This window comes from Microbacterium gawkjiense (assembly GCF_031932225.1).
Lineage (GTDB): Bacteria > Actinomycetota > Actinomycetes > Actinomycetales > Microbacteriaceae > Microbacterium > Microbacterium gawkjiense.
The window spans coordinates 365,665-386,768 of record NZ_JAUZVV010000002.1; the positions used below are offsets into that span (position 1 = coordinate 365,665).

Annotated in this window: 21 protein-coding genes; 19 read left to right on the forward strand and 2 right to left on the reverse strand. The window is 71.2% G+C overall.

The features are described 5' to 3' along the window. The 3 genes from Q9S71_RS09885 to nusB all read left to right on the forward strand — a co-directional run bounded on the left by Q9S71_RS09885 (nucleotide 1) and on the right by nusB (nucleotide 1,511). Nucleotides 1-444 carry a type II 3-dehydroquinate dehydratase gene (locus Q9S71_RS09885; RefSeq protein ID WP_217531941.1) on the forward strand — a complete coding sequence of 148 codons (444 nt, stop codon included), beginning with the start codon at nucleotides 1-3 and terminating at the stop codon, nucleotides 442-444. A 91-nt stretch (nucleotides 445-535) separates the two neighbouring features. Continuing rightward, complete coding sequence (gene efp / locus Q9S71_RS09890; RefSeq protein ID WP_311862073.1) at nucleotides 536-1,096, forward strand: elongation factor P; 561 nt, start codon at nucleotides 536-538, stop codon at nucleotides 1,094-1,096. A gap of 7 nt (nucleotides 1,097-1,103) precedes the next feature. Then, a complete protein-coding gene (nusB, locus tag Q9S71_RS09895) occupies nucleotides 1,104-1,511 on the forward strand; it encodes a transcription antitermination factor NusB (RefSeq protein WP_311862076.1) in 408 nt (135 codons plus the stop codon). Nucleotides 1,512-1,627: 116 nt separating this feature from the next. Here the strand turns inward: nusB and Q9S71_RS09900 are convergent, their stop codons facing one another. Both Q9S71_RS09900 and Q9S71_RS09905 read right to left on the reverse strand, forming a co-directional pair. Then, nucleotides 1,628-2,440 carry an endonuclease domain-containing protein gene (locus Q9S71_RS09900; protein ID WP_311862078.1) on the reverse strand — a complete coding sequence of 271 codons (813 nt, stop codon included), beginning with the start codon at nucleotides 2,438-2,440 and terminating at the stop codon, nucleotides 1,628-1,630. Between the two features lie 166 nt (nucleotides 2,441-2,606). Then, nucleotides 2,607-3,125 carry a hypothetical protein gene (locus Q9S71_RS09905; protein ID WP_311862080.1) on the reverse strand — a complete coding sequence of 173 codons (519 nt, stop codon included), beginning with the start codon at nucleotides 3,123-3,125 and terminating at the stop codon, nucleotides 2,607-2,609. A 108-nt stretch (nucleotides 3,126-3,233) separates the two neighbouring features. On the opposite strand from Q9S71_RS09905, the gene pyrR reads away from it, so the two are divergent. The 16 genes from pyrR to metK all read left to right on the forward strand — a co-directional run bounded on the left by pyrR (nucleotide 3,234) and on the right by metK (nucleotide 21,101). Then, nucleotides 3,234-3,764, forward strand: a complete 531-nt coding sequence (pyrR, locus tag Q9S71_RS09910) for a bifunctional pyr operon transcriptional regulator/uracil phosphoribosyltransferase PyrR (RefSeq protein ID WP_217531933.1) — start codon at nucleotides 3,234-3,236, stop codon at nucleotides 3,762-3,764. Beyond that, nucleotides 3,761-4,732: an aspartate carbamoyltransferase catalytic subunit gene (locus Q9S71_RS09915; RefSeq protein WP_217531931.1), complete on the forward strand. Its 972-nt coding sequence runs from the start codon at nucleotides 3,761-3,763 to the stop codon at nucleotides 4,730-4,732. Before pyrR ends, Q9S71_RS09915 begins: the two co-directional genes overlap by 4 nt. Continuing rightward, complete coding sequence (locus Q9S71_RS09920; RefSeq protein ID WP_311862083.1) at nucleotides 4,729-6,033, forward strand: dihydroorotase; 1,305 nt, start codon at nucleotides 4,729-4,731, stop codon at nucleotides 6,031-6,033. Before Q9S71_RS09915 ends, Q9S71_RS09920 begins: the two co-directional genes overlap by 4 nt. Further along, complete coding sequence (locus Q9S71_RS09925; RefSeq protein WP_311862087.1) at nucleotides 6,030-6,563, forward strand: PH-like domain-containing protein; 534 nt, start codon at nucleotides 6,030-6,032, stop codon at nucleotides 6,561-6,563. The genes Q9S71_RS09920 and Q9S71_RS09925 overlap by 4 nt, the downstream gene beginning before the upstream one ends. Next, nucleotides 6,560-7,723, forward strand: coding sequence for a glutamine-hydrolyzing carbamoyl-phosphate synthase small subunit (gene carA / locus Q9S71_RS09930; protein ID WP_311862090.1), 1,164 nt, complete (start codon nucleotides 6,560-6,562; stop codon nucleotides 7,721-7,723). Before Q9S71_RS09925 ends, carA begins: the two co-directional genes overlap by 4 nt. Then, the gene (carB, locus tag Q9S71_RS09935) at nucleotides 7,716-11,003 is read left to right on the forward strand and encodes a carbamoyl-phosphate synthase large subunit (RefSeq protein ID WP_311862093.1); all 3,288 of its coding nucleotides are present in this window, start codon (nucleotides 7,716-7,718) and stop codon (nucleotides 11,001-11,003) included. Before carA ends, carB begins: the two co-directional genes overlap by 8 nt. Next, nucleotides 11,000-11,863: an orotidine-5'-phosphate decarboxylase gene (gene pyrF / locus Q9S71_RS09940; RefSeq protein WP_311862095.1), complete on the forward strand. Its 864-nt coding sequence runs from the start codon at nucleotides 11,000-11,002 to the stop codon at nucleotides 11,861-11,863. Before carB ends, pyrF begins: the two co-directional genes overlap by 4 nt. Then, a complete protein-coding gene (gene gmk / locus Q9S71_RS09945; RefSeq protein ID WP_311862097.1) occupies nucleotides 11,856-12,752 on the forward strand; it encodes a guanylate kinase in 897 nt (298 codons plus the stop codon). The genes pyrF and gmk overlap by 8 nt, the downstream gene beginning before the upstream one ends. 76 nt (nucleotides 12,753-12,828) lie before the next feature. Beyond that, on the forward strand, nucleotides 12,829-13,668 hold the full coding sequence (locus Q9S71_RS09950; protein ID WP_311862101.1) for an ABC transporter ATP-binding protein: 840 nt from the start codon (nucleotides 12,829-12,831) through the stop codon (nucleotides 13,666-13,668). Then, the gene (locus tag Q9S71_RS09955; RefSeq protein WP_311862104.1) at nucleotides 13,665-14,687 is read left to right on the forward strand and encodes an aliphatic sulfonate ABC transporter substrate-binding protein; all 1,023 of its coding nucleotides are present in this window, start codon (nucleotides 13,665-13,667) and stop codon (nucleotides 14,685-14,687) included. Before Q9S71_RS09950 ends, Q9S71_RS09955 begins: the two co-directional genes overlap by 4 nt. Nucleotides 14,688-14,689: 2 nt before the next feature. After that, complete coding sequence (locus tag Q9S71_RS09960) at nucleotides 14,690-15,514, forward strand: ABC transporter permease (RefSeq protein ID WP_311862106.1); 825 nt, start codon at nucleotides 14,690-14,692, stop codon at nucleotides 15,512-15,514. Then, nucleotides 15,511-17,529 carry an acetate--CoA ligase gene (gene acs, locus Q9S71_RS09965; protein ID WP_311862108.1) on the forward strand — a complete coding sequence of 673 codons (2,019 nt, stop codon included), beginning with the start codon at nucleotides 15,511-15,513 and terminating at the stop codon, nucleotides 17,527-17,529. The genes Q9S71_RS09960 and acs overlap by 4 nt, the downstream gene beginning before the upstream one ends. A gap of 25 nt (nucleotides 17,530-17,554) precedes the next feature. Continuing rightward, the gene (locus Q9S71_RS09970; protein ID WP_311862111.1) at nucleotides 17,555-18,892 is read left to right on the forward strand and encodes an O-acetylhomoserine aminocarboxypropyltransferase/cysteine synthase family protein; all 1,338 of its coding nucleotides are present in this window, start codon (nucleotides 17,555-17,557) and stop codon (nucleotides 18,890-18,892) included. Continuing rightward, nucleotides 18,889-19,428, forward strand: a complete 540-nt coding sequence (locus Q9S71_RS09975; RefSeq protein ID WP_311862112.1) for a CoA-binding protein — start codon at nucleotides 18,889-18,891, stop codon at nucleotides 19,426-19,428. Before Q9S71_RS09970 ends, Q9S71_RS09975 begins: the two co-directional genes overlap by 4 nt. A 108-nt stretch (nucleotides 19,429-19,536) precedes the next feature. Beyond that, entirely contained in the window at nucleotides 19,537-19,791 is a 255-nt protein-coding gene (rpoZ, locus tag Q9S71_RS09980) for a DNA-directed RNA polymerase subunit omega (RefSeq protein WP_064002061.1), read from the forward strand. A 116-nt stretch (nucleotides 19,792-19,907) separates the two neighbouring features. Beyond that, nucleotides 19,908-21,101: a methionine adenosyltransferase gene (gene metK / locus Q9S71_RS09985; RefSeq protein ID WP_311862116.1), complete on the forward strand. Its 1,194-nt coding sequence runs from the start codon at nucleotides 19,908-19,910 to the stop codon at nucleotides 21,099-21,101. Nucleotides 21,102-21,104: the final 3 nt, after the last annotated feature.

Consider the following 21,104-nt stretch of genomic DNA (forward strand, 5'->3'; position numbering starts at 1 on the left):
GTGTCGACCCGCCGCCTCCTGCTCGTCAACGGACCGAACCTGAACCTGCTCGGCATCCGCGAACCCGAGGTCTACGGCACCGAGACGCTCGCCGACGTCGAATCCCTGGTCGCAAGGACCGCGGCGGAGTCCGGCTACGAGGTGCGTGCCGTGCAGAGCAACCACGAAGGTGTGCTGATCGACGCGATCCACGCGGCACGCACCGACTGCGCCGGCATCGTCATCAACCCGGGCGGACTCACCCACACCTCCGTCGTCCTGCGCGACGCCCTCGCGGGTGTCGCCCTGCCCGTCGCCGAGGTGCACATCTCCGACGTGATGGCGCGCGAGGCGTTCCGCCACCACTCCTACGTCGCCGACGTCGCGGTGGTCCACGTCGTCGGTCGCGGGGTGGCGGGGTACGCCGAGGCGACCCGCGCGTTGCTCGCCCGGCTCGCGGACTGACCCGTTCCCGGGGCGGATGCCGCGGCATCCCGTAGAATCGATCGTCGGCCGCTCCGGCCCCCGAACTCATCGAACGGAAAACCGCACTCTCATGGCATCCACTGCAGACATCAAGAACGGCGTCGTCCTGTCCATCGACGGACAGCTCTGGAACGTCGTCGAGTTCCAGCACGTGAAGCCGGGCAAGGGCGGCGCCTTCGTCCGCACCAAGCTCAAGAACGTCGTCTCGGGCAAGGTCGTCGACCGCACCTACAACGCCGGCGCGAAGATCGAGATCGAGAACGTCGACCGGCGCGACTTCACCTACCTGTACAACGACGGTGACAGCTACGTCTTCATGGACGTGTCGGACTACGACCAGCTGAGCGTGTCCTCGACGGTCGTCGGTGACGCCGCGAACTACCTGCTCGAGAACCAGCAGGTCCAGATCGCGCTGAACAACGGCAACCCGCTGTACGTCGAGATGCCCGCGTCGGTCGTCCTCGAGATCACCTACACCGAGCCGGGCCTGCAGGGCGACCGCTCGTCGGCCGGCACGAAGCCCGCGACCCTCGAAACCGGGCACGAGATCCAGGTCCCGCTGTTCGTCGAGCAGGGCACGAAGGTCAAGGTCGACACGCGCACCGGGGACTACCTCGGCCGCGTGAGCTGACCCGTCGATGAGCGCACGGAGCAAGGCGCGCAAGCGCGCCCTCGACATCCTGTACCAGGCCGACATCCGCGGCGACGACCTCGCCGTCACCCTCGCCGCCGAAGCGAAGCGCGCGGCCAGCGAGCCTGCGCGTGAGGCGTCGTGGCTGTACGCCCGCGAGATCGTCGACGGCGTCATCGACACGCAGAGCGAGATCGACGAGCAGATCGTCACCCACGCCCGCGATTGGAAGCTCGAGCGGATGCCGGCGGTCGACCGCGCGATCCTCCGCATCGGCGTGTGGGAGATCCTCCACAACGACGACGTGCCCACGGCCGTCGCGATCGACGAGGCCGTCGAGCTCGCGAAGGAGTTCTCGACCGACGACTCCGGCTCGTTCGTGCACGGCGTGCTCGCCCGCATCGCGCGGAGCTGACCCCCCGGCCGCCGGCGGGCGCCGTCGCTGCGCTCGAGCGGAGATCCGCCTTCGCGAGGACGTTTGCGGTGGCATCCGTCCGCGGGAACGCAGATCTCCGCCGGACGGAAGCTCCGTCATGCGAGGTGGAGGCCCTGCGCCAGCGCCCGGAGGATCCGATCCTGGACGTCGGGCCACCGGTCCACGACGTCGGTGTATCCGACACGGATCACGGTGTAGCCGTGCAGGGCGAGGAGGGTGTCGTGCGCGTTGTCGGCATCGCGTTGTGCTCCGACGTGATGGCCTCCGTCGATCTGCAGCACGAGCCTGGCCCCGATGAGGAAGTCGACCCGGTGACCGTGCAAGTACACCTGGGGGTGGACGGTGGCCGGAATCCAGCGGAGCCGGACCGAGACGAAGGTCTCGAGGCCGGAATCGAGGTGAGCACAGGCATCCTCGAGCACGCGCCGCGCGGCCGGACGCAGGGCGTAGCGTCGCATGACCGCCGCGGACACCAGTCCCTGCCGCATCGCGGAGTCCCACACGGCGAGCGCCTGTTCGAACGGCCGGCACTCCGCGACGATCGCGAGGACGTTCTCGATGGGGTCCTCCAGCGCGCCCGGCACGCGTGCGATCAGCGGCGCGCTCCAGTGGACGCGCGCGCCGCGAGCAGCAACGGCACCGGATGCCGGTGGCGCGCCCACGTGCGGCCGTGAGGAGTCGTCCAGCGTCCAGAGACCGAGCCGCCGCGCCTGCGTGACGCACGTCAGGACCACGCCCGCGCGTGCCGCGCTGTACAGGAGCGGATCGGCTCCCTGCTCGGCGACCCAGCCGCGGCGCGGTCGTTCCAGGCCCGCCGTGCCGATCCGATGTCGGGAGAACCCGGCATCCCGAAGATCCGAGGTCCGCACCACGCCGCCGCGGTGCCGCACCCATTCGCGGATATCCATCCGTCGAGCGTGCCCCTATCGCCGCATCCGATCATGCGCGCGGGTGCCGTTGTGGGCGAGTGATCCGTCCGCAGCGGGTGTGGAGGGACCCAGGGACCGGCCCCCGAGCGGAGATCGGCCTTCCAGCGGACGACCGGGCCGCCATCCCTCCGCGCGAACGCAGATCTCAGCGCGCGGGGCGGAAAGCGGCGAGCTTCCCGACGCCGCGCCCGGCGCGGTGCACGAGGATCCCCGCCCCGACGCCGAGGGCGAGGAAGCAGGCGACGAAGCTCGTGCTCGCGAGGACGAGCCAGACCTCCGAGTCCGAGCCGCCGATGGGCAGCACGTCGCCGAGGTCGCCGAGGGACATCCCGACGCCGAAGGCCACGCCGAGGTAGGCGGGCAGACCGCAGACGAGCAGCGCGAGGTACGCGAGCGCGACCCACTCCGTCCGGAACACGGGGAACATGATCGCGGCGACGAGGACGGCTGCCGCCAGCGCGACCCCGACGAGCGGGAGGGCGACGGCGAGGGGCGTGAAGACGGGCTCACCGCCCGCCTCGGCGGCGACGGCGATCTGGCCGAGCGTCCGCCCCGGCACGGTCGACAGCGGTGTGAGGATCTGGGTGACGACGTACATCAGCTGCGCGTACAGGACGACGAGGACCGTCCCGGTCACCACGATGGTCGTGCGTACAGGTGCCATGTCTTCCCCCGGAGTCATCCTGGCATGCCGAGCGGGCGCACCCCGCTAGACTGGTCGCACACAAGCAACCTTTAACACCGTCCTGTGAGGCGGAGAAGGGAGCGGCGGATGACTTCGCGCATCGTCTTGCACGACAGCGACATCGCCCGCGCACTCACGCGCATCTCTCACGAGATCCTCGAGTCGAACAAGGGCCCCGACGGGCTCGTGCTCCTCGGGATCCCCACCCGCGGCGTCACCCTCGCCGAGCGGATCGCGTCACTCATCGCCTCGTTCACCGGGGCCACCGTCCCGGTCGGCGCGCTCGACGTGACCATGTACCGCGACGATCTGCACCGCAACCCGACCCGCACCCCGCGCCCGACGGAGATCCCCGCCGGCGGGATCGACGCCAAGACCGTCGTCCTCGTCGACGACGTGCTCTTCTCGGGGCGGTCCATCCGCGCGGCGCTCGACGCGCTGCAGGACATCGGCCGTCCCGCCGCCGTGCGGCTCGCGATCCTCGTCGACCGCGGTCATCGCGAACTGCCGATCCGGCCCGACTTCGTGGGCAAGAACCTGCCGAGCTCGCGCGACGAGCGCGTCAACGTCCGCCTCGCCGACGTCGACGGCGCCGAGGAGGTGACGATCGCGTCATGAGGCACCTGCTCGACACCCGCACGCTCGGCCGCGCCGACGCCCTCCGCATCCTGGACGTCGCCGAGGACATGCGCGACACGCAGTCGCGCGAGATCAAGAAGCTCCCGACGCTCCGCGGCAAGACGGTCGTGAACCTCTTCTTCGAGGACTCGACCCGCACCCGCATCTCCTTCGAGGCGGCGGCCAAGCGACTCTCCGCCGACGTCATCAACTTCTCGGCGAAGGGGTCGTCCGTCTCCAAGGGCGAGTCACTCCAGGACACGGCCCAGACCCTGCAGGCGATGGGGGCCGACGCCGTCGTCATCCGCCACGGCGCCTCCGGTGCCCCCCACACGCTCGCGACGAGCGGATGGATCTCCGCCGGCGTCCTGAACGCGGGTGACGGGACCCACGAGCACCCGACGCAGGCGCTGCTCGACGCCTTCACGATCCGCAAGCGCTTCTTCGGCGACGACAGTCGGGGTCGCGACCTGTCGGGCCTGCACGTCGCGATCGTCGGCGACATCCTGCACTCACGCGTCGCCCGGTCGAACGTCTGGCTGCTCACGACCCTCGGGGCGCGCGTCACCCTCGTCGCGCCGCCGACCCTCGTCCCGCAGGACGTGACGGCGTGGCCGGTCACCGTCCTCTACGACCTCGATCAGGCCATCGCCGACGCCCCCGACGCGGTCATGATGCTCCGCATCCAGCTCGAGCGGATGAACGCCGCCTATTTCCCGACTGAGCGGGAGTATTCGCGGCGCTGGGGATTGGATGCCGCGCGGATGGCCGCCCTGCCGACCGATAGCATTGTCCTGCATCCCGGGCCCATGAACCGGGGTCTGGAGATCTCCGCCGACGCCGCCGATTCGCCACGCTCGACCGTTCTCGAACAGGTCGCGAACGGGGTGTCGGTGCGCATGGCGGCGCTCTACCTGCTCCTGGCGGGGGAGCGACCCACCCACGACGCACAGGAGGAGGCCCGATGACCGAGACCACCCTCATCCGCGGAGCGCGGATCGACGGCGGCATCGCCGCCGACATCCTGATCCGGGACGGTGTCATCGCCGAGCTGGGTTCCGGACTCAGCGCCGCCGGGGCGCGGACGGTGGATGCCGACGGCCTGATCGCGCTGCCGGGACTCGTCGACCTGCACACCCACCTCCGCGAGCCCGGTTACGAAGCGTCCGAGACGATCCTGACCGGGTCGCGGGCGGCTGCCGCGGGCGGCTACACGACCGTCTTCGCCATGCCGAACACGTCGCCGGTCGCCGACACCGCCGGAGTCGTCGAGCAGGAGCTCGCCCTCGGCGAGGCCGCGGGTTACGTCCACGTGCAGCCGATCGGCGCCGTCACGGTCGGACAGAAGGGGGAGCGGCTCGCCGAGCTCGGCGCCATGGCGTCGTCGCGGGCCCGCGTTCGCGTCTTCAGCGACGACGGCTTCTGCGTGTTCGACCCGCTCATCATGCGGCGCGCGCTGGAGTACGTGAAGTCCTTCGACGGCGTCGTCGCGCAGCACGCGCAGGACCCGCGGCTCACCGAGGGCGCGCAGATGAACGAGGGCACCGTCTCGGCGGAGCTCGGGCTCACCGGCTGGCCGGCGGTCGCCGAGGAGTCGATCATCGCCCGCGACGTGCTGCTGGCTGAGCACGTCGGATCGCGCGTGCACGTGTGCCACCTCTCCACTGCGGGATCGGTCGACCTCATCCGGTGGGCCAAGAAGCGCGGCATCCACGTGACCGCCGAGGTCACGCCCCACCACCTGCTGCTCACCGAGGAGCTCGTCCGCGGGTACGACCCGCGGTTCAAGGTGAACCCGCCGCTGCGGCGCGACGAGGACGTGATGGCAGTTCGCGAGGGTCTCGCCGACGGCACGATCGACATCGTCGCGACCGACCACGCGCCGCACCCCGCCGAGGCGAAGACGTGCGAGTGGCAGGCGGCGGCGAACGGCATGGTGGGGCTCGAATCGGCGCTCCGCGTCGTCCACGCCGCGATGATCGAGACCGGTCTGCTGGAGTGGGCCGACGTGGCGCGCGTCATGTCGACCGCTCCGGCCCGCATCGGCCGCCTCGCCGACGCCGGCACGCCGCTCGCGGTCGGCGCCCCGGCATCCCTCACCCTCTACGACGCGAACCCGGTCCGCGTGTTCGGCACCGACGACCTGCGCGGCCGGAGCGTCAACTCGCCCTACCTCGGGCGCGAGCTGCCGGGCGAGGTGCGCGCGACGTTCTTCCGCGGGCGACAGACCGTGGCGGACGGCGTCGTCGTCGACGAGGTCGCCCCGTGAGCCGCGAGGCCGCCGGCCTCGTCATGGCGGCGGTCGCGGCACTGCTGATCCTCGCGGGCCTCCTCGCCTGGCGACGACGATCCCGGCGGGATGCGGGTCTGACCGCTCCCGTCGGCGAGGCACCGGCCGGCGCCACGACCCGACTGCGGTCCGAGGGACTGTACGTCGCGACGACGCGCCACGACGAGCCGCTCGAGCGGCTCGCGATCCGCGGGCTCGCCTTCCGCTCGCGCGTCGACGTCACCGTCACCGACCGCGGCGTCGCGCTCGATCTGACCGGCCAGCCGCGGGTCTTCCTCGCGGCGGACCGCCTCGTCGACGCGGGACAGGCCACCGTCGCCATCGACCGGGTCGTCGAGCGCGACGGGCTCGTCCGGGTCGCGTGGACGACGCCCGAGGGCACCCTCGTCGACAGCTACCTCCGCCCGCAGGACACCTCGGCCCGCTCGCTCGCCGACGCGATCGCCGGGATCCTCCCCGCCACCCCCACTCCCACCTCCCCCCAGCAGACTCCCGGAAGCGACGCATGAGCATTCAGAGATTCCAGGCTCCCGAACCCGCCGTCCTCGTCCTCGAAGACGGTTCCCGCCACCCCGGTCACGCCTACGGCGCGCGCGGCACCACCCTTGGCGAGGTCGTCTTCGCCACCGCGATGACCGGTTACCAGGAGACCATCACCGACCCGTCCTACGCGGGTCAGATCGTCCTGCAGACCGCGCCCCACATCGGCAACACCGGCATGAACGGCGAGGACCACGAGTCGCGCCGCATCTGGGTGTCGGGCTACGTCCTCCGCGACCCGTCGCGCATCGTCTCGAACTGGCGCGCCGACCACTCGCTCGAAGACGCCCTCGTCCGCGACGGCATCGTCGGGATCAGCGGCGTCGACACCCGCGCGGTGACGCGTGTGCTCCGTTCGGCCGGCTCCATGCGCGGCGGCGTCTTCTCGGGGGATGCCGCATCCCTCACCGACGACGAGCAGCTGCGCATCGTGCGCGAGGCGCCCGAGATGAGTGGGCAGAACCTGTCCGCCGACGTCTCGGTCGCCGCCGCCGAGGTGACCCCGGCGGTGGGCGAGAAGATCGGCAACCTCGCGATCCTCGACCTCGGCGTCAAGCAGGCCACCGTGAACAACCTCGCCGCCCGCGGGTTCGAGGTGCACATCCTGCCGCAGTCGATCACGTTCGCCGACATCCAGGCGATCGACCCGGTGGCGGTCTTCTACTCGAACGGCCCCGGCGACCCCGCGGCATCCGACCGTCACGTCGCGCTGCTGCGCGAGGTGCTGGATGCGCGCCTGCCCTTCTTCGGCATCTGCTTCGGCAACCAGCTGTTCGGCCGCGCTCTCGGGTTCGGCACGTACAAGCTGCCCTTCGGGCACCGCGGCATCAACCAGCCCGTCCTCGACAAGACGACCGGTCGCGTCGAGATCACGGCGCACAACCACGGGTTCGCCGTCGACGCGCCCATCGAGGGCGTCATCGACAGCCCGAACGGCTACGGCCGCGTCGAGGTGAGCCACGTCGGTCTCAACGACAACGTGGTGGAGGGCCTGCGCGCCCTCGACCTCCCGGCGTTCAGCGTGCAGTACCACCCCGAGGCCGCCGCCGGCCCGCACGACGCCAACTACCTCTTCGACCGCTTCCGCGACCTCGTGATCGCCACTCAGGAGACGACCCAGAATGCCTAAGCGCGACGACATCAACAGCGTCCTCGTCATCGGATCGGGCCCGATCGTCATCGGTCAGGCCTGCGAGTTCGACTACTCCGGCACCCAGGCGTGCCGGGTCCTCCGCGAGGAGGGCGTGCGCGTCATCCTCGTCAACTCGAACCCCGCGACGATCATGACCGACCCCGACTTCGCCGACGCCACCTACGTCGAGCCGATCACCCCCGAGGTCATCGAGACGATCATCGCCAAGGAGAAGCCTGACGCGATCCTGCCGACCCTCGGCGGCCAGACGGCGCTCAACGCCGCGATGGCGCTGCACGACCGCGGCATCCTCGAGAAGTACGGTGTCGAGCTCATCGGCGCGAAGGTCGACGCGATCCGCAAGGGCGAGGACCGTCAGGTCTTCAAGGAGCTCGTCCTCGAGTCCGGCGCCGATGTCGCCCGCAGCGTCATCGCGCACACGATGGACGACCTGCTCGCCGGCGCCGCCGAGCTGGGCTACCCGCTCGTGGTCCGCCCCTCCTTCACGATGGGCGGGCTGGGCTCCGGCTTCGCGTACGACGAGGAGGACCTCCGCCGCATCGGCGGCGCGGGCCTGCGCGACTCTCCCACGACCGAGGTGCTCCTGGAAGAGTCGATCCTCGGCTGGAAGGAGTACGAGCTCGAGCTCATGCGCGACACCGCCGACAACACGGTCGTCGTGTGCTCGATCGAGAACGTCGACCCGGTCGGCGTGCACACGGGCGACTCGATCACCGTGGCGCCGGCGCTGACGCTGACCGACCGCGAGTACCAGAAGCTCCGCGACATCGGCATCGACATCATCCGCGCCGTCGGCGTCGACACCGGCGGCTGCAACATTCAGTTCGCCGTCGACCCGCAGACCGGCCGCATCATCGTCATCGAGATGAACCCGCGGGTCTCGCGCTCGTCGGCCCTCGCCTCGAAGGCGACCGGCTTCCCTATCGCCAAGCTCGCCGCGAAGCTCGCGATCGGCTACCGCCTCGACGAGGTGCCCAACGACATCACGAAGGCGACGCCGGCGAGCTTCGAGCCGACGCTCGACTACGTCGTCGTCAAGGTGCCCCGCTTCAACTTCGAGAAGTTCCCCGCCGCCGACACGACGCTGACGACCACCATGAAGTCGGTCGGCGAAGCGATGGCGATCGGCCGCAACTACACGACCGCCCTGCAGAAGGCGCTGCGCTCCCTCGAGAAGCGCGGCTCGAGCTTCCACTGGGGCGCCGAGGAGCGCTCGGTGGAGGAGCTCCTCGAGATCGCGAAGACCCCGACCGACGGCCGGATCGTCGTGCTGCAGCAGGCGCTGCGCAAGGGCGCGACGCTCGAGCAGGCGTTCGAGGCGACGGCGATCGACCCGTGGTTCCTCGACCAGATGATCCTCATCAACGAGGTGGCCGAGTACATCCGCGAGGCCGACGAGCTGACCGAGGACGTCCTGCGCCTCGCGAAGGACCACGGCTTCAGCGACGCCCAGATCGCGGAGATCCGCGGCCTCGGCGAAGCGGAGGTGCGCGGCATCCGTCACGGCGTCGGACTGCGCCCGGTCTACAAGACCGTCGACACGTGCGCGGGCGAGTTCCCCGCACTCACGCCGTACCACTACTCCTCGTACGACCGCGAGACCGAGGTCACGCCGAGCGAGGGCCGCAAGGTCGTCATCATCGGCTCGGGCCCGAACCGCATCGGCCAGGGCGTCGAGTTCGACTACTCGTGCGTCCACGCGTCCTTCGCGCTGTCGGATGCCGGATTCGAGACCATCATGGTCAACTGCAACCCCGAGACGGTCTCGACCGACTACGACACGAGCGACCGGCTCTACTTCGAGCCGCTCACGCTCGAGGACGTCCTCGAGGTCCTGCACGCCGAGGCGCAGTCAGGCGAGATCGTCGGCGTCGTCTGCCAGCTCGGCGGTCAGACCCCGCTCGGACTCGCGAAGGGGATCGAGGCCGCCGGCTACACGATCCTCGGCACGAAGCCCGCCGCGATCGACATCGCCGAGGAGCGCGAGCAGTTCTCGCAGCTGCTCGACCGGGCGGGACTCATGGCGCCGCGCCACGGCACGGCCACCGACGAGGCGGGCGCCATCGCGATCGCCGAGGAGATCGGGTACCCCGTCCTGGTGCGCCCGAGCTTCGTGCTCGGCGGACGCGGCATGGAGATCGTCTACGACACCGAGAGCCTGCGCGACTACTTCGTCCGCATCGCCGACCAGGCGATCATCCGCGAGGACGCGCCGCTGCTCGTGGACCGCTTCCTCGACGACGCCGTGGAGATCGACGTCGACGCGCTCTTCGACGGCGAGCAGCTCTACATCGGCGGCGTCATGGAGCACCTCGAGGAGGCCGGCATCCATTCCGGCGACTCGTCGTGCACCCTGCCGCCGATGTCGCTCGGACGCGGCGAGATCGACCGCGTGCGCACCGCGACCCACGCCATCGCCGAGGGCGTCGGGGTACGGGGCCTGCTGAACGTGCAGTTCGCGGTCTCGGCCGGCGTCCTTTACGTCATCGAGGCCAACCCGCGCGCATCGCGCACCGTGCCGTTCGTGTCCAAGGCCCTCGGCATCCCGATGGCCAAGGCCGCCAGCCGCATCATGGCGGGCGCGTCGATCGCCGAGCTCATCGCCGAAGGCCTCCTGCCCGAGCAGGACGGCTCGCGCGTTCCGCTCGACGCCCCCGTCGCCGTGAAGGAGGCCGTGCTGCCCTTCAAGCGGTTCCGCACCGCCGACGGGCGCACGGTCGACTCCGTGCTCGGCCCCGAGATGCGCTCGACCGGCGAGGTCATGGGCATCGACCGGGACTTCCCGACGGCGTTCGCGAAGAGCCAGGCGGCCGCGTACGGCGGGATGCCGACCTCGGGCACCGTGTTCCTGTCGGTCGCCGACGACGACAAGCGCGCCGTCATCCTGCCCGCCCACCGGTTGCAGGAGCTCGGCTACACGCTCATCGCCACCGAGGGCACGGCCGAGATCCTGGCCCGCAACGGCATCCGGGTGGAGGTCGTCTCGAAGTACTCCGAGACGCAGGACTCCGGTGAGTCGAACGTCGTCGACCTCATCAACGCGGGCGAGATCGACATCGTCGTGAACACGCCCTCGGGCGGCATCGCCCGCGCCGACGGGTACGAGATCCGCGCCGCCGCCGTGGCCGCCGACAAGGCGCTGTTCACGACGATGGCCGTCCTCGGCGCCGCGGTGTCCGCGATGCCGGTCCTCCGCGAGGGCTTCGCGGTCCGGAGCCTGCAGGAGTACGCCGCCGACCGGAAGGCGGCGGTGTGACCTCATTCGGTTCACGGCTGGCCGCGGCGGTCGACGCCCGCGGCCCGCTGTGCGTCGGGATCGACCCCCACGCGTCCCTCCTGGACGCGTGGGGGCTCCCGGCATCCGCTGCGGGTGTCCGCGAGTTCGGCCTGCGGGTGGTGGATGCCGCGCGCACCCGCGTCGGCGTCGTCAAGCCGCAGGTGGCGTTCTTCGAGCGCTACGGCTCCGCGGGCTATGCCGCGCTCGAAGAGGTCATCGGAACCGCGCGGGCGGCGGGGCTCGTCGTGATCGCCGACGCCAAGCGCGGCGACATCGGCACGACGATGGACGGCTACGCCGAGGCGTGGCTGGCGGCCGGGTCCCCGTTGGAATCGGATGCCGTGACGGTCAGCCCGTACCTCGGCCCGGACTCGCTGCGCGGGACGATCGCGACCGCCGTGCGTGCGGGCAAGGGCGTGTACGTCCTCGCCGCGACGAGCAACCCCGAGGCCGCGGGCCTCCAATCGGCCGAGGTCACGGCCGTCGACGCGGAGCGCGGCCAGACGGTGGCCGACTGGGTCGCCCAGCGTGCCGGAGCCGCCAACGCCTCGGCCGTCGTCGGGGACGACCGGTTCGGACCGGTGGGGTTCGTCGTCGGGGCTACAGTGGAACGCGCCGACCTCGGACTGTCGGATGCCTCGCTGCACCGCGCATCGATCCTGGCCCCGGGATTCGGCGCGCAGGGTGCCCGCCTGCGCGACCTCACCGAGCGGTTCGGTCCGCTCGCACCGCAGGTGCTCGCCAGCGCGAGCCGCAGCATCCTCGGTGCGGGTCCCGACGGGATCGGCGCGGCCATCGACACCCACAACTCCGAACTCCAGGACGCACGACATGCCTGACTCCCGCACCCCTCCCGAGGTCGACCGCGCCGCCGCATCGCGACGCGCCGTCGCGGCACGCCGCGAGCGTGCCGCGCTCAAGCGCGACGTCTCGACGCGCGTCATCAGCCCGCAGGACCTCCTGCGACGCGCGTGGGCCGAGCCCCAGTCCGCGGCGGCCGCCATGCGCGTGACCGAATTCCTGACCGCGATCCCCGCCATCGGCGAGGGCAAGCGCGACCGCATCCTCGCCGACCTGCAGATCGCACCGGTGAAGAAGATCGGCGGTCTCGGCATCCGTCAGCGTCAGGTGCTGCAGGAGTACCTCGATCGTCGCCTGCCCGAGCCCCGCGCGCGCGCCGAGCGCAGCCGGCTGATCGTCCTGGCGGGTCCCACCGCGGTCGGTAAGGGCACCGTCGCCGCGCACATCAAGGAGCACCACCCCGAGATCCTGCTGTCGGTCTCGGCCACGACGCGGCCGCCCCGGCCGGGAGAGGTCGAGGGCGAGCACTACTTCTTCGTCGACGACGCCGAGTTCGACCGGATGGTCGCAGCCGGCGAGCTTCTCGAGCACGCGACGGTCCACAATGCCTACCGGTACGGCACGCCGCGCCGTCCCATCGACGCCGCCCTCGCGGAGGGCCGCACGGTCCTCCTCGAGATCGACCTGCAGGGCGCGCGCCAGGTGCGGGCCGCCGCGCCGGACGCGACGCTCGTCTTCCTTCTGCCGCCGAGCTGGGACGAGCTCGTGAACCGCCTCGTGGGGCGGGGCACCGAGGGCGAGGAGGAGCGCGCACGCCGTCTGAAGACCGCCCGGGTCGAGCTGGCCTCGCAGGGCGAGTTCGACTACCGCGTCGTGAACGACGACGTCGCCCGGGCTGCCGCCGAAGTGGCGGACCTCGCCCGCTGACGCCCGCTGGGAACGATTCGTTTCAGACCGTTACAGCCGATGAGGCGGGACGGCGGCGGTCCGGAAAGCTGGACGCATGTCCACCGTCCTGACCGCCACCGCGCCTGCGTCGAGTCCCGCCGCGGCACCCGGGGCGGTGTCGCTCGCGGGTGTGGAACGCACCTTCGCCGGCGCGAACGGCGCGGTCCCGGTGCTCCGCGGCGTCGACCTGACGATCGACCCCGGGGAGATCGTCGCCGTCGTCGGTCCGTCCGGGTGCGGCAAGTCCACGCTCCTGCGTCTGCTGGCAGGCCTCGACACCCCGACCGCGGGGTCGGTGACCGTCGACGGCACGCCGCTCCGCGACACCGACGAGCGCACCGCCGTCGCCTTCCAGGAGCCGCGCCTGCTGCCGTGGCGCAGCATCGCCGAGAACGTCGAACTCGGGATGCCGCGCGGCACCGCGCGCGCCGCGACGAGAGCCCGCGTCGCCGAGCTGCTCGACCTCGTGGGGCTGACCTCCGCCGCGACGCGTCGCCCGAGTGAGGTCTCCGGGGGGATGGCGCAGCGCGCATCCCTCGCGCGCGCCCTCGCCCGCGGACCCGAGGTGCTGCTGCTCGACGAGCCGTTCGGCGCCCTCGACGCGCTCACGCGGCTGCGGATGCAGGACCTCCTCCTCGACATCCACTCCGCCGAACCGACGACCGTCGTCCTCGTGACGCACGACGTCGAGGAAGCCCTCTACCTCGCCGACCGCGTGCTGCAGCTGCGTGCGATCGACGCCGGATCCCGGGAATCCTCGATCGCACGCGTGATCGAGGTTCCCGGCATCCGCCCCCGTGACCGCGCCGATCGCGGCTTCACGGACCTCCGCGCCGAGCTCCTCGACGGACTCGGCGTCGACACCCACCGCTCGACCCCTCAGGAGACCCGATGAGCACCGTCATCCGCCGCACCGCCCCCACGATCGTCGTGGCGGGAGCGGTGATGCTCATGGCCACGGGGTGCCTCGCCGGCGAGAACGCCGCCTCCACCTCCGAGAGCACGGGGGAGTGGTCCACCGACACGCTGTCGATCGACTTCGCGACCTACAACCCGCTGAGCCTCGTCGTGAAGGACCAGGGCCTCATCGAGAAGGCGCTCGGCGACGACGTCGACGTCGAGTGGACGCAGTCCGCCGGGTCGAACAAGGCCAACGAGCTGCTGCGCGCCGGTTCGCTCGACGTCGGATCCACGGCCGGCTCCGCCGCGCTGCTGGCCCGCGCCAACGGCTCGCCGATCAAGGTCATCGATGTCTACTCGCAGCCCGAGTGGTCGGCGATCGTCGTCGGCCCTGACAGCGACATCACCTCGGTCGCCGACCTGAAGGGCAAGAAGGTCGCGGCGACCAGCGGCACCGACCCGTACTTCTTCCTGCTGCAGGCGCTCGAGACGGCCGGTCTCGGCGTCTCGGACGTCGAGGTGCAGAACCTGCAGCACGCCGACGGCCGCTCGGCCCTCGACGGCGGGTCGGTCGACGCGTGGGCCGGTCTCGACCCGATCATGGCGGCCGCCGAGGTCGAGTCGGGCGACAAGCTGATCTACCGGAACGTCGACTTCAACTCGTACGGCTTCCTCAACGCGACCGAGGAGTTCCTCGCCGACCACGCCGACGTCGCGCAGGTCGTCGTCGACGCGTACGAGGAGGCCCGCCAGTGGGCTCTGGCGAACCCCGACGAGACCGCGGCGCTCCTCGCCGAGGTCGCCGGGATCGACCCCGCCGTCGCGACCACCGTCATCTCCGAGCGCTCGAACCTCGACGTCAGCGGCATCCCCGGCGACGCCCAGCTGGCGGTCCTCGAGAAGATCGCTCCGGTGCTCGTCGACTCCGACGCGGTGACCGGTGGGCAGGATGCCGTGGACACGGCGCTCGACACGATCATCGAGCCGACGTTCGCCGAGAAGGCCGCGGGCTGATCATGACGGCCTCCGCAGAGGCGACCACCACCGCCGCGGCGCCCTCGGGTGCGGCGGCGGTGCGGCCGTTCTGGTCCCGCACGAGCGTCCGCGTCGTGGGCGGACTCGTCGTCCCCGTCGCCCTCCTCGCCGTGTGGCAGGCGGTGACGGCGTTCGGGGTGATCCCGACCTATCGCCTGCCCGCGCCGGTCGACGTCCTGAACGGGGCGGTGGGGCTCGCCCAAGACGGGACCTTGTGGCGCCACATCGCGATCTCGGTGCAGCGCGTCGTTCTCGGCTTCGCGGTCGGGTCCGTCGTGGGCCTCGCCGTCGCCGCGGTCGTCGGGCTGACCCGTTCCGGGGACGTCCTGCTCAGCCCGATCCTCGCGGGTTTCCGCGCGATCCCGTCGCTGGCGTTGGTGCCGCTCCTGCTGTTGTGGATGGGCATCGGCGAGGAGCCGAAGGTGACGCTGGTGGCGATCGGCGCGTTCTTCCCGGTCTTCACGACCGTCGCGGGCGCCCTCCGCCATGTCGATCCGCACCTCGTCGAGATGGCGCGCTCGTTCGGTCTCCGCGGGTGGGAGCTGTTCCGCACCGTCCAGCTGCCGGCGACCGTCCCCTCGCTCGTCTCGGGTCTGCGCCTGGCGCTCGCGCAGGCGTGGTTGTTCCTCGTCGCCGCTGAGCTCATCTCCGCCTCGATGGGTCTCGGATACTTGCTCACCGATTCGCAGAGCACAGGACGCGTCGACCGCATCTTCCTGGCGATCGTGATCCTGGCGGGCCTCGGGGTGCTCTCGAACGCGCTCGTCACCCTGCTCCAGCGCCGTGTCTTGCGGAAGTGGTCATGACTTCGACGACCGCAGACGACGAGCTCCGCCTCGTCGAGATTCGCACGTACCCGGCGCCAGCAGCGTTCGCCGCGCAGGCCAACGTGACCGCCGATGCGTACGGGGAGGCTGCCGCGGATCCCCTGGCCTTCTGGGAGCGTGCCGCGCGGCGCCTGGATTGGACGACCCCCTGGCACACCGCGCTCGACTGGCAGCCCCCCGCCCGCTCCGACGACGGCACACTGGCCGTCCCGGTCGCCCGCTGGTTCGACGGGGGCACCCTGAACGTCGCCGTGAACTGCGTCGACCGCCACGTCGCCGCCGGGCGAGGTGAGAAGGTCGCTCTCTACTTCGAAGGCGAGCCCGGCGACCGCACCGCCGTCACGTACGTGGACCTGCAGCGTCGGGTGTCGCAGGCGGCGAACGCGCTGACCGCCCTCGGCATCCGTCCGGGCGATCGCGTCGTCGTGTACCTGCCGGTCCTCGTCGAGACGGTCGTGATCACCCTCGCGTGCGCGCGGATCGGCGCCGTGCATTCGCTCGTGTTCGGCGGGTTCTCGGCCGAGGCCCTGCGGTTCCGCCTCGAGGACACCGGCGCGAAGCTGCTCGTCACGAGCGACGGGCAGTTCCGCCGCGGGGGAGCGGTCGAGGTGAAGTCCGCCGCCGACACCGCGGCTGCGGGACTGCCGGCCCTCGAGCACGTGCTGGTCGTCCGGCGCACCGGCGACGAGGTCGCGTGGACCCCGGGTCGCGACGTCTGGTGGCACGATGTGGTCGACGCGGCGCCGCCCGTCCACGTGGCGCCGGCGTTCGAGGCGGAGCATCCGCTCTTCATCATCTACACCTCGGGCACGACGGGCAGGCCGAAGGGTCTCGTGCACACCTCGGGTGGGTACCTCACCCATGCGAGCTGGGCGCACTGGGCGCACTTCGACGCGAAGCCCGACGACGTGCACTGGTGCACCGCCGACCTCGCCTGGGTCACCGCGCACACCTACGAGATCTACGGCCCCCTCTCGAACGGTCTCACGCAGGTCATCTACGAGGGCACCCCCGACGCGCCGCACCGCGAGCGTCATCTCGAGATCATCGAGCGCTACGGGGTGACCGTCTACTACACGGCGCCCACCCTCATCCGCACCTTCATGACCTGGTTCGGGGACGCGCTCCCGGCCGGTCACGACCTGTCTCGCATCCGCCTGCTCGGCACCGTGGGCGAGGCGATCAACCCCGCCGCGTGGGTGTGGTTCCGTCGCACGTTCGGCCGCGACGAGGTGCCCGTCGTCGACACGTGGTGGCAGTCCGAGACCGGTGCGGCGATGATCGCTCCGCTGCCCGGCGTCACGACCCTGAAGCCCGGCTCCGCGACCGTCCCGCTGCCGGGGATCGACGCGGCCGTCATGGACGACGAGGGCCGCGAGGTCCCGCCGGGACGCTCGGGCACGCTCGTCGTGCGGCGGCCCTGGCCGGGCATGGCGCGGACCGTCTGGGGTGACCCGGACCGCTACCGCGACGCGTACTGGTCGGCCTACGCCGGGCACGGGGAGTACGGCGGCTACTACGTCGCGGGAGACGGTGCGACCCGCGACGCCGACGGCCACATCCGCATCCTCGGGCGACTCGACGACGTCGTGAACGTCTCCGGTCACCGCCTGTCGACGATCGAGATCGAATCGGTCCTCGTGGCGCACGAGACGGTGGGCGAGGCGGGCACGACGGGTGTCGCCGATCCCGTCACCGGCCACGCGGTCGCGGCCTTCGTCGTCCCGTCCGGGGCGGGGAGGCCGGATGCCGCCGACCTCCGCGCGCACGTCGCGCGCGAGATCGGGCCGGTCGCCAAGCCCCGCCATGTGGTCGTCGTCCCGGACCTACCGAAGACCCGTTCCGGCAAGATCCTCCGCCGCTTGCTCGCACAGCTGTGGCAGGCGGAGCAGGACCGCCGTGCCGGCCGCGAGCCCGCGCCGCTCGGCGACACCACGTCGCTGCAGAACCCCGACGCCGTCGCAGAGATCGCCGCCGCCCTCGCCGCGGCCTGACACGCGGCATCCCGAAAGAGAAGACATGACCGACGAACACCGCTTCGGCTTCCGCACCCGCGCCCTGCACGCCGGGGGGACCCCCGATGCCGCCACGGGCGCCCGCGCCGTGCCGATCTACCAGACCTCCTCGTTCGTCTTCGACGACGCGACGGATGCCGCGAACCTCTTCGCGCTGCAGAAGTACGGCAACATCTACTCCCGCATCGGCAACCCCACCGTCGCCGCGCTCGAGGAGCGCCTCGCATCGCTCGAGGGCGGGATCGGCGCGGTCGCGACGGCGTCGGGGATGAGTGCGGAGTTCATCACGTTCGCCGCCCTCGTCGGCGTCGGCGACCACGTCGTCGCGTCGGCGCAGCTCTACGGCGGCACCGTCACGCAGCTCGACGTGACGCTCCGCCGCTTCGGCGTCGACACCACGTTCGTCGCCTCGAGCGATCCGGCCGACTACGCCGCGGCGATCCGGCCCGAGACGAAGGTCCTCTACGTCGAGACGATCGGCAACCCGTCGGGCGAGATCGCCGACATCGAGGGGCTCGCCGAGGTCGCTCACGCGGCCGGCATCCCGCTCGTCGTCGACTCGACCCTCGCGACCCCCTACCTCGCCCGGCCGCTCGAGCACGGCGCGGACATCGTCATCCATTCGGTCACCAAGTTCCTCGGCGGGCACGGCACCACCCTCGGCGGCGTGGTCGTCGAGAAGGGGACGTTCGACTGGGGCAACGGGAAGTTCCCGCAGATGACCGAGCCGGTGGCCTCCTACGGCGGCATCCGCTGGTGGGACAACTTCGGCGAGTACGGCTTCCTGACCAAGCTCCGCACCGAGCAGCTCCGCGACATCGGCGCGGCGCTCAGCCCGCACTCCGCGTTCCTGCTGCTGCAGGGCGTCGAGACCCTGCCGCAGCGCATCGACGCGCATCTCGCGAACGCGCGCATCGTCGCCGAGTGGCTGGACTCCGACCCCCGCGTCTCGTTCGTGACGTGGGCGGGGCTTCCCGGTCATCCGCACCACGCACGGGCGGAGAAGTACCTGCCGCTCGGGCCGGGGTCGGTCTTCGCTTTCGGCGTGAAGGCGGGCGACGACACGTCGACGGAGGAGGAGCGGGTGGCCGCGGGGCGGCAGGCGGGCGAGGCCGTCATCGACGCGCTGCAGCTCGCGTCGCACCTGGCCAACATCGGCGACGCGCGGACCCTCGTCATCCACCCCGCCTCGACGACGCACCAGCAGCTGAGCGCCGAGCAGCTCGTCGCCGCCGGCGTCCCCGCCGACCTCATCCGCATCTCGGTCGGTCTCGAAGACCCCGAGGACATCATCTGGGACCTCGACCGGGCCCTCACTAGAGCCACAGGAGTCAACCGATGAGCGACGCGAACGCGTGCGCCCTGCCCACGCCCGCCGGGCACCACTCCGCCCCCCGCACGTGGCCCGCTGCCGGCGCGCAGGAACGGTTCGAGATCCTCCGCCGGGCGAAGACGGTCGCGATCGTCGGTGCCTCCGACAACCCGGCGCGGGCGAGCTACTTCGTCGCGACCTACCTGCGGGGGAGTTCGCCGTACGACGTGTACTACGTCAACCCGCGGGCCACTGAGATCCTCGGGCAGCCCGCGTACGCCTCGCTCGCCGACCTCCCCGTCGCCCCCGACATCGTCGACGTGTTCCGAAAGCACGACGACCTGCCGGGCGTCGCCCAGGAGGCGGTGGATGCCGGCGCCTCGACCCTCTGGCTGCAGCTCGGCTCGTGGCACGAGGGAGCCGCGAAGATCGCCGCCGACGCGGGACTGTCGGTCGTCATGGACCGCTGCGTCAAGATCGAGCACGCGCGCTTCCACGGCGGGCTGCACCTCGCCGGGTTCGACACCGGAGTGCTGAGCTCGAAGCGGCAGCTGCTCGGCCGGTGACCGCCCGCGCGGCGGAACCACCGCGCGCCCTGTAGACTGGCGGGATGCCGCGCCGCGCACACGCGCGTCCGTGCAGTCTTCTCGCCTCACCGATCCTGGAGGACCACCATGGCCAACCGTGACCAGGGCATCATCGACCCGCCCATCGACGCACTGCTCGACAAGGTCGACTCGAAGTACCAGCTCGTGATCTACGCATCCAAGCGTGCGCGTCAGATCAACGACTACTACTCGGACCTCCACGAGGGCAACCTCTTCGACAACGTGGGCCCCCTCGTCGACTCGAACGTCGAGGACAAGCCCCTCACGATCGCCCTCCACGAGATCCACGAGGACAAGCTGCGCCTGCGCGCGGCCGAGTGACCTCGACGTCATGACCCGGGCGCCACACGGCGTCATCCTCATGCCCGCGAATCCCCGGTGTCGGGGACCGCGGGCATGATGGTTTCCACACCCCCGATCCGCCCTCTGGAGGACCGATGACCGCGCTGCGCCTGTTCACGTCGGAGTCCGTGACCGAAGGTCACCCCGACAAGATCTGCGACCAGATCTCCGACAGCATCCTCGACGCCCTGCTCGAGGTCGACCCCGGCAGCCGCGTCGCCGTGGAGACCCTCGTCACGACGGGGCTCGTGCACGTCGCGGGCGAGGTGCGCACCGACGGCTATGTCGACATCCCCGGGATCGTCCGTCGTGTCGTGAACCGCATCGGCTACACCTCGTCAGAGACCGGCTTCGACGGCGACTCCTGCGGCGTGACGGTCTCGATCGGCGAGCAGTCCGGCGACATCGCCGCGGGTGTCGACAACGCGCTCGAGCACCGCGAAGGCGGTTCGGTGGACCCCGTCGACGCGCTCGGGGCGGGCGATCAGGGCATCATGTTCGGCTACGCCACGAACGAGACGCCCCAGTACATGCCGACCGCGATCTGGACGGCGCACCGCCTCGCGGAACGGCTGACCGACGCCCGCCGCAGCGGCGCTCTGCCCTTCCTCCGTCCCGACGGCAAGACGCAGGTGACCCTCGGGTACGACGGCACGACGCCGCGCACCGTCGACACGGTCGTGCTGTCCACGCAGCACCACCCCGACATCTCCCTGCCGGCGCTCCGCGCGGCGGTCCAGGCCGAGGTCATCGACCCCGTGCTCGCCCAGACGGGGCTCGACGTCTCGGACGTCCGGTACGTCATCAACCCGGCCGGCCCCTTCGTCGTCGGCGGTCCGAAGGGCGATGCGGGCCTGACGGGACGCAAGATCATCATCGACACCTACGGCGGCGCCGCCCGACACGGCGGCGGGGCGTTCAGCGGCAAGGACCCGTCCAAGGTCGACCGTTCGGCGGCCTACGCGATGCGCTGGGTCGCCAAGAACGCGGTCGCGGCGGGTCTGGCGGATCGTCTCGAGGTGCAGGTGGCCTACGCCATCGGGAGGGCCGCGCCGGTCGGGCTCTACGTCGAGACGTTCGGCACCGGTCACGTCTCCGACGAGGCGATCACTGCCGCGATCCGCGACGTCTTCGACCTGCGTCCGCAGGCGATCATCGACGACCTCGACCTGCTGCGTCCCATCTACGCGCAGACCGCCGCGTACGGGCACTTCGGGCGCGAACTCCCCGAGTTCACCTGGGAGCGCACCGACCGCGTCGACGCGTTGCGGGCCGCCGCCGGTCTCTGACCC

Bases quoted from the DNA above. Each gene is read 5' to 3' on its own strand.
- efp (WP_311862073.1), top strand. From the start codon at position 536: ATGGCATCCACTGCAGACATCAAGAACGGCGTCGTCCTGTCCATCGAC.
- nusB (WP_311862076.1), top strand. From the start codon at position 1,104: ATGAGCGCACGGAGCAAGGCGCGCAAGCGCGCCCTCGACATCCTGTAC.
- Q9S71_RS09900 (WP_311862078.1), bottom strand. From the start codon at position 2,440: ATGGATATCCGCGAATGGGTGCGGCACCGCGGCGGCGTGGTGCGGACC.
- Q9S71_RS09905 (WP_311862080.1), bottom strand. From the start codon at position 3,125: ATGGCACCTGTACGCACGACCATCGTGGTGACCGGGACGGTCCTCGTC.
- pyrR (WP_217531933.1), top strand. From the start codon at position 3,234: ATGACTTCGCGCATCGTCTTGCACGACAGCGACATCGCCCGCGCACTC.
- Q9S71_RS09915 (WP_217531931.1), top strand. From the start codon at position 3,761: ATGAGGCACCTGCTCGACACCCGCACGCTCGGCCGCGCCGACGCCCTC.
- Q9S71_RS09920 (WP_311862083.1), top strand. From the start codon at position 4,729: ATGACCGAGACCACCCTCATCCGCGGAGCGCGGATCGACGGCGGCATC.
- carA (WP_311862090.1), top strand. From the start codon at position 6,560: ATGAGCATTCAGAGATTCCAGGCTCCCGAACCCGCCGTCCTCGTCCTC.
- carB (WP_311862093.1), top strand. From the start codon at position 7,716: ATGCCTAAGCGCGACGACATCAACAGCGTCCTCGTCATCGGATCGGGC.
- gmk (WP_311862097.1), top strand. From the start codon at position 11,856: ATGCCTGACTCCCGCACCCCTCCCGAGGTCGACCGCGCCGCCGCATCG.
- Q9S71_RS09950 (WP_311862101.1), top strand. From the start codon at position 12,829: ATGTCCACCGTCCTGACCGCCACCGCGCCTGCGTCGAGTCCCGCCGCG.
- Q9S71_RS09955 (WP_311862104.1), top strand. From the start codon at position 13,665: ATGAGCACCGTCATCCGCCGCACCGCCCCCACGATCGTCGTGGCGGGA.
- Q9S71_RS09960 (WP_311862106.1), top strand. From the start codon at position 14,690: ATGACGGCCTCCGCAGAGGCGACCACCACCGCCGCGGCGCCCTCGGGT.
- acs (WP_311862108.1), top strand. From the start codon at position 15,511: ATGACTTCGACGACCGCAGACGACGAGCTCCGCCTCGTCGAGATTCGC.
- Q9S71_RS09970 (WP_311862111.1), top strand. From the start codon at position 17,555: ATGACCGACGAACACCGCTTCGGCTTCCGCACCCGCGCCCTGCACGCC.
- Q9S71_RS09975 (WP_311862112.1), top strand. From the start codon at position 18,889: ATGAGCGACGCGAACGCGTGCGCCCTGCCCACGCCCGCCGGGCACCAC.
- rpoZ (WP_064002061.1), top strand. From the start codon at position 19,537: ATGGCCAACCGTGACCAGGGCATCATCGACCCGCCCATCGACGCACTG.
- metK (WP_311862116.1), top strand. From the start codon at position 19,908: ATGACCGCGCTGCGCCTGTTCACGTCGGAGTCCGTGACCGAAGGTCAC.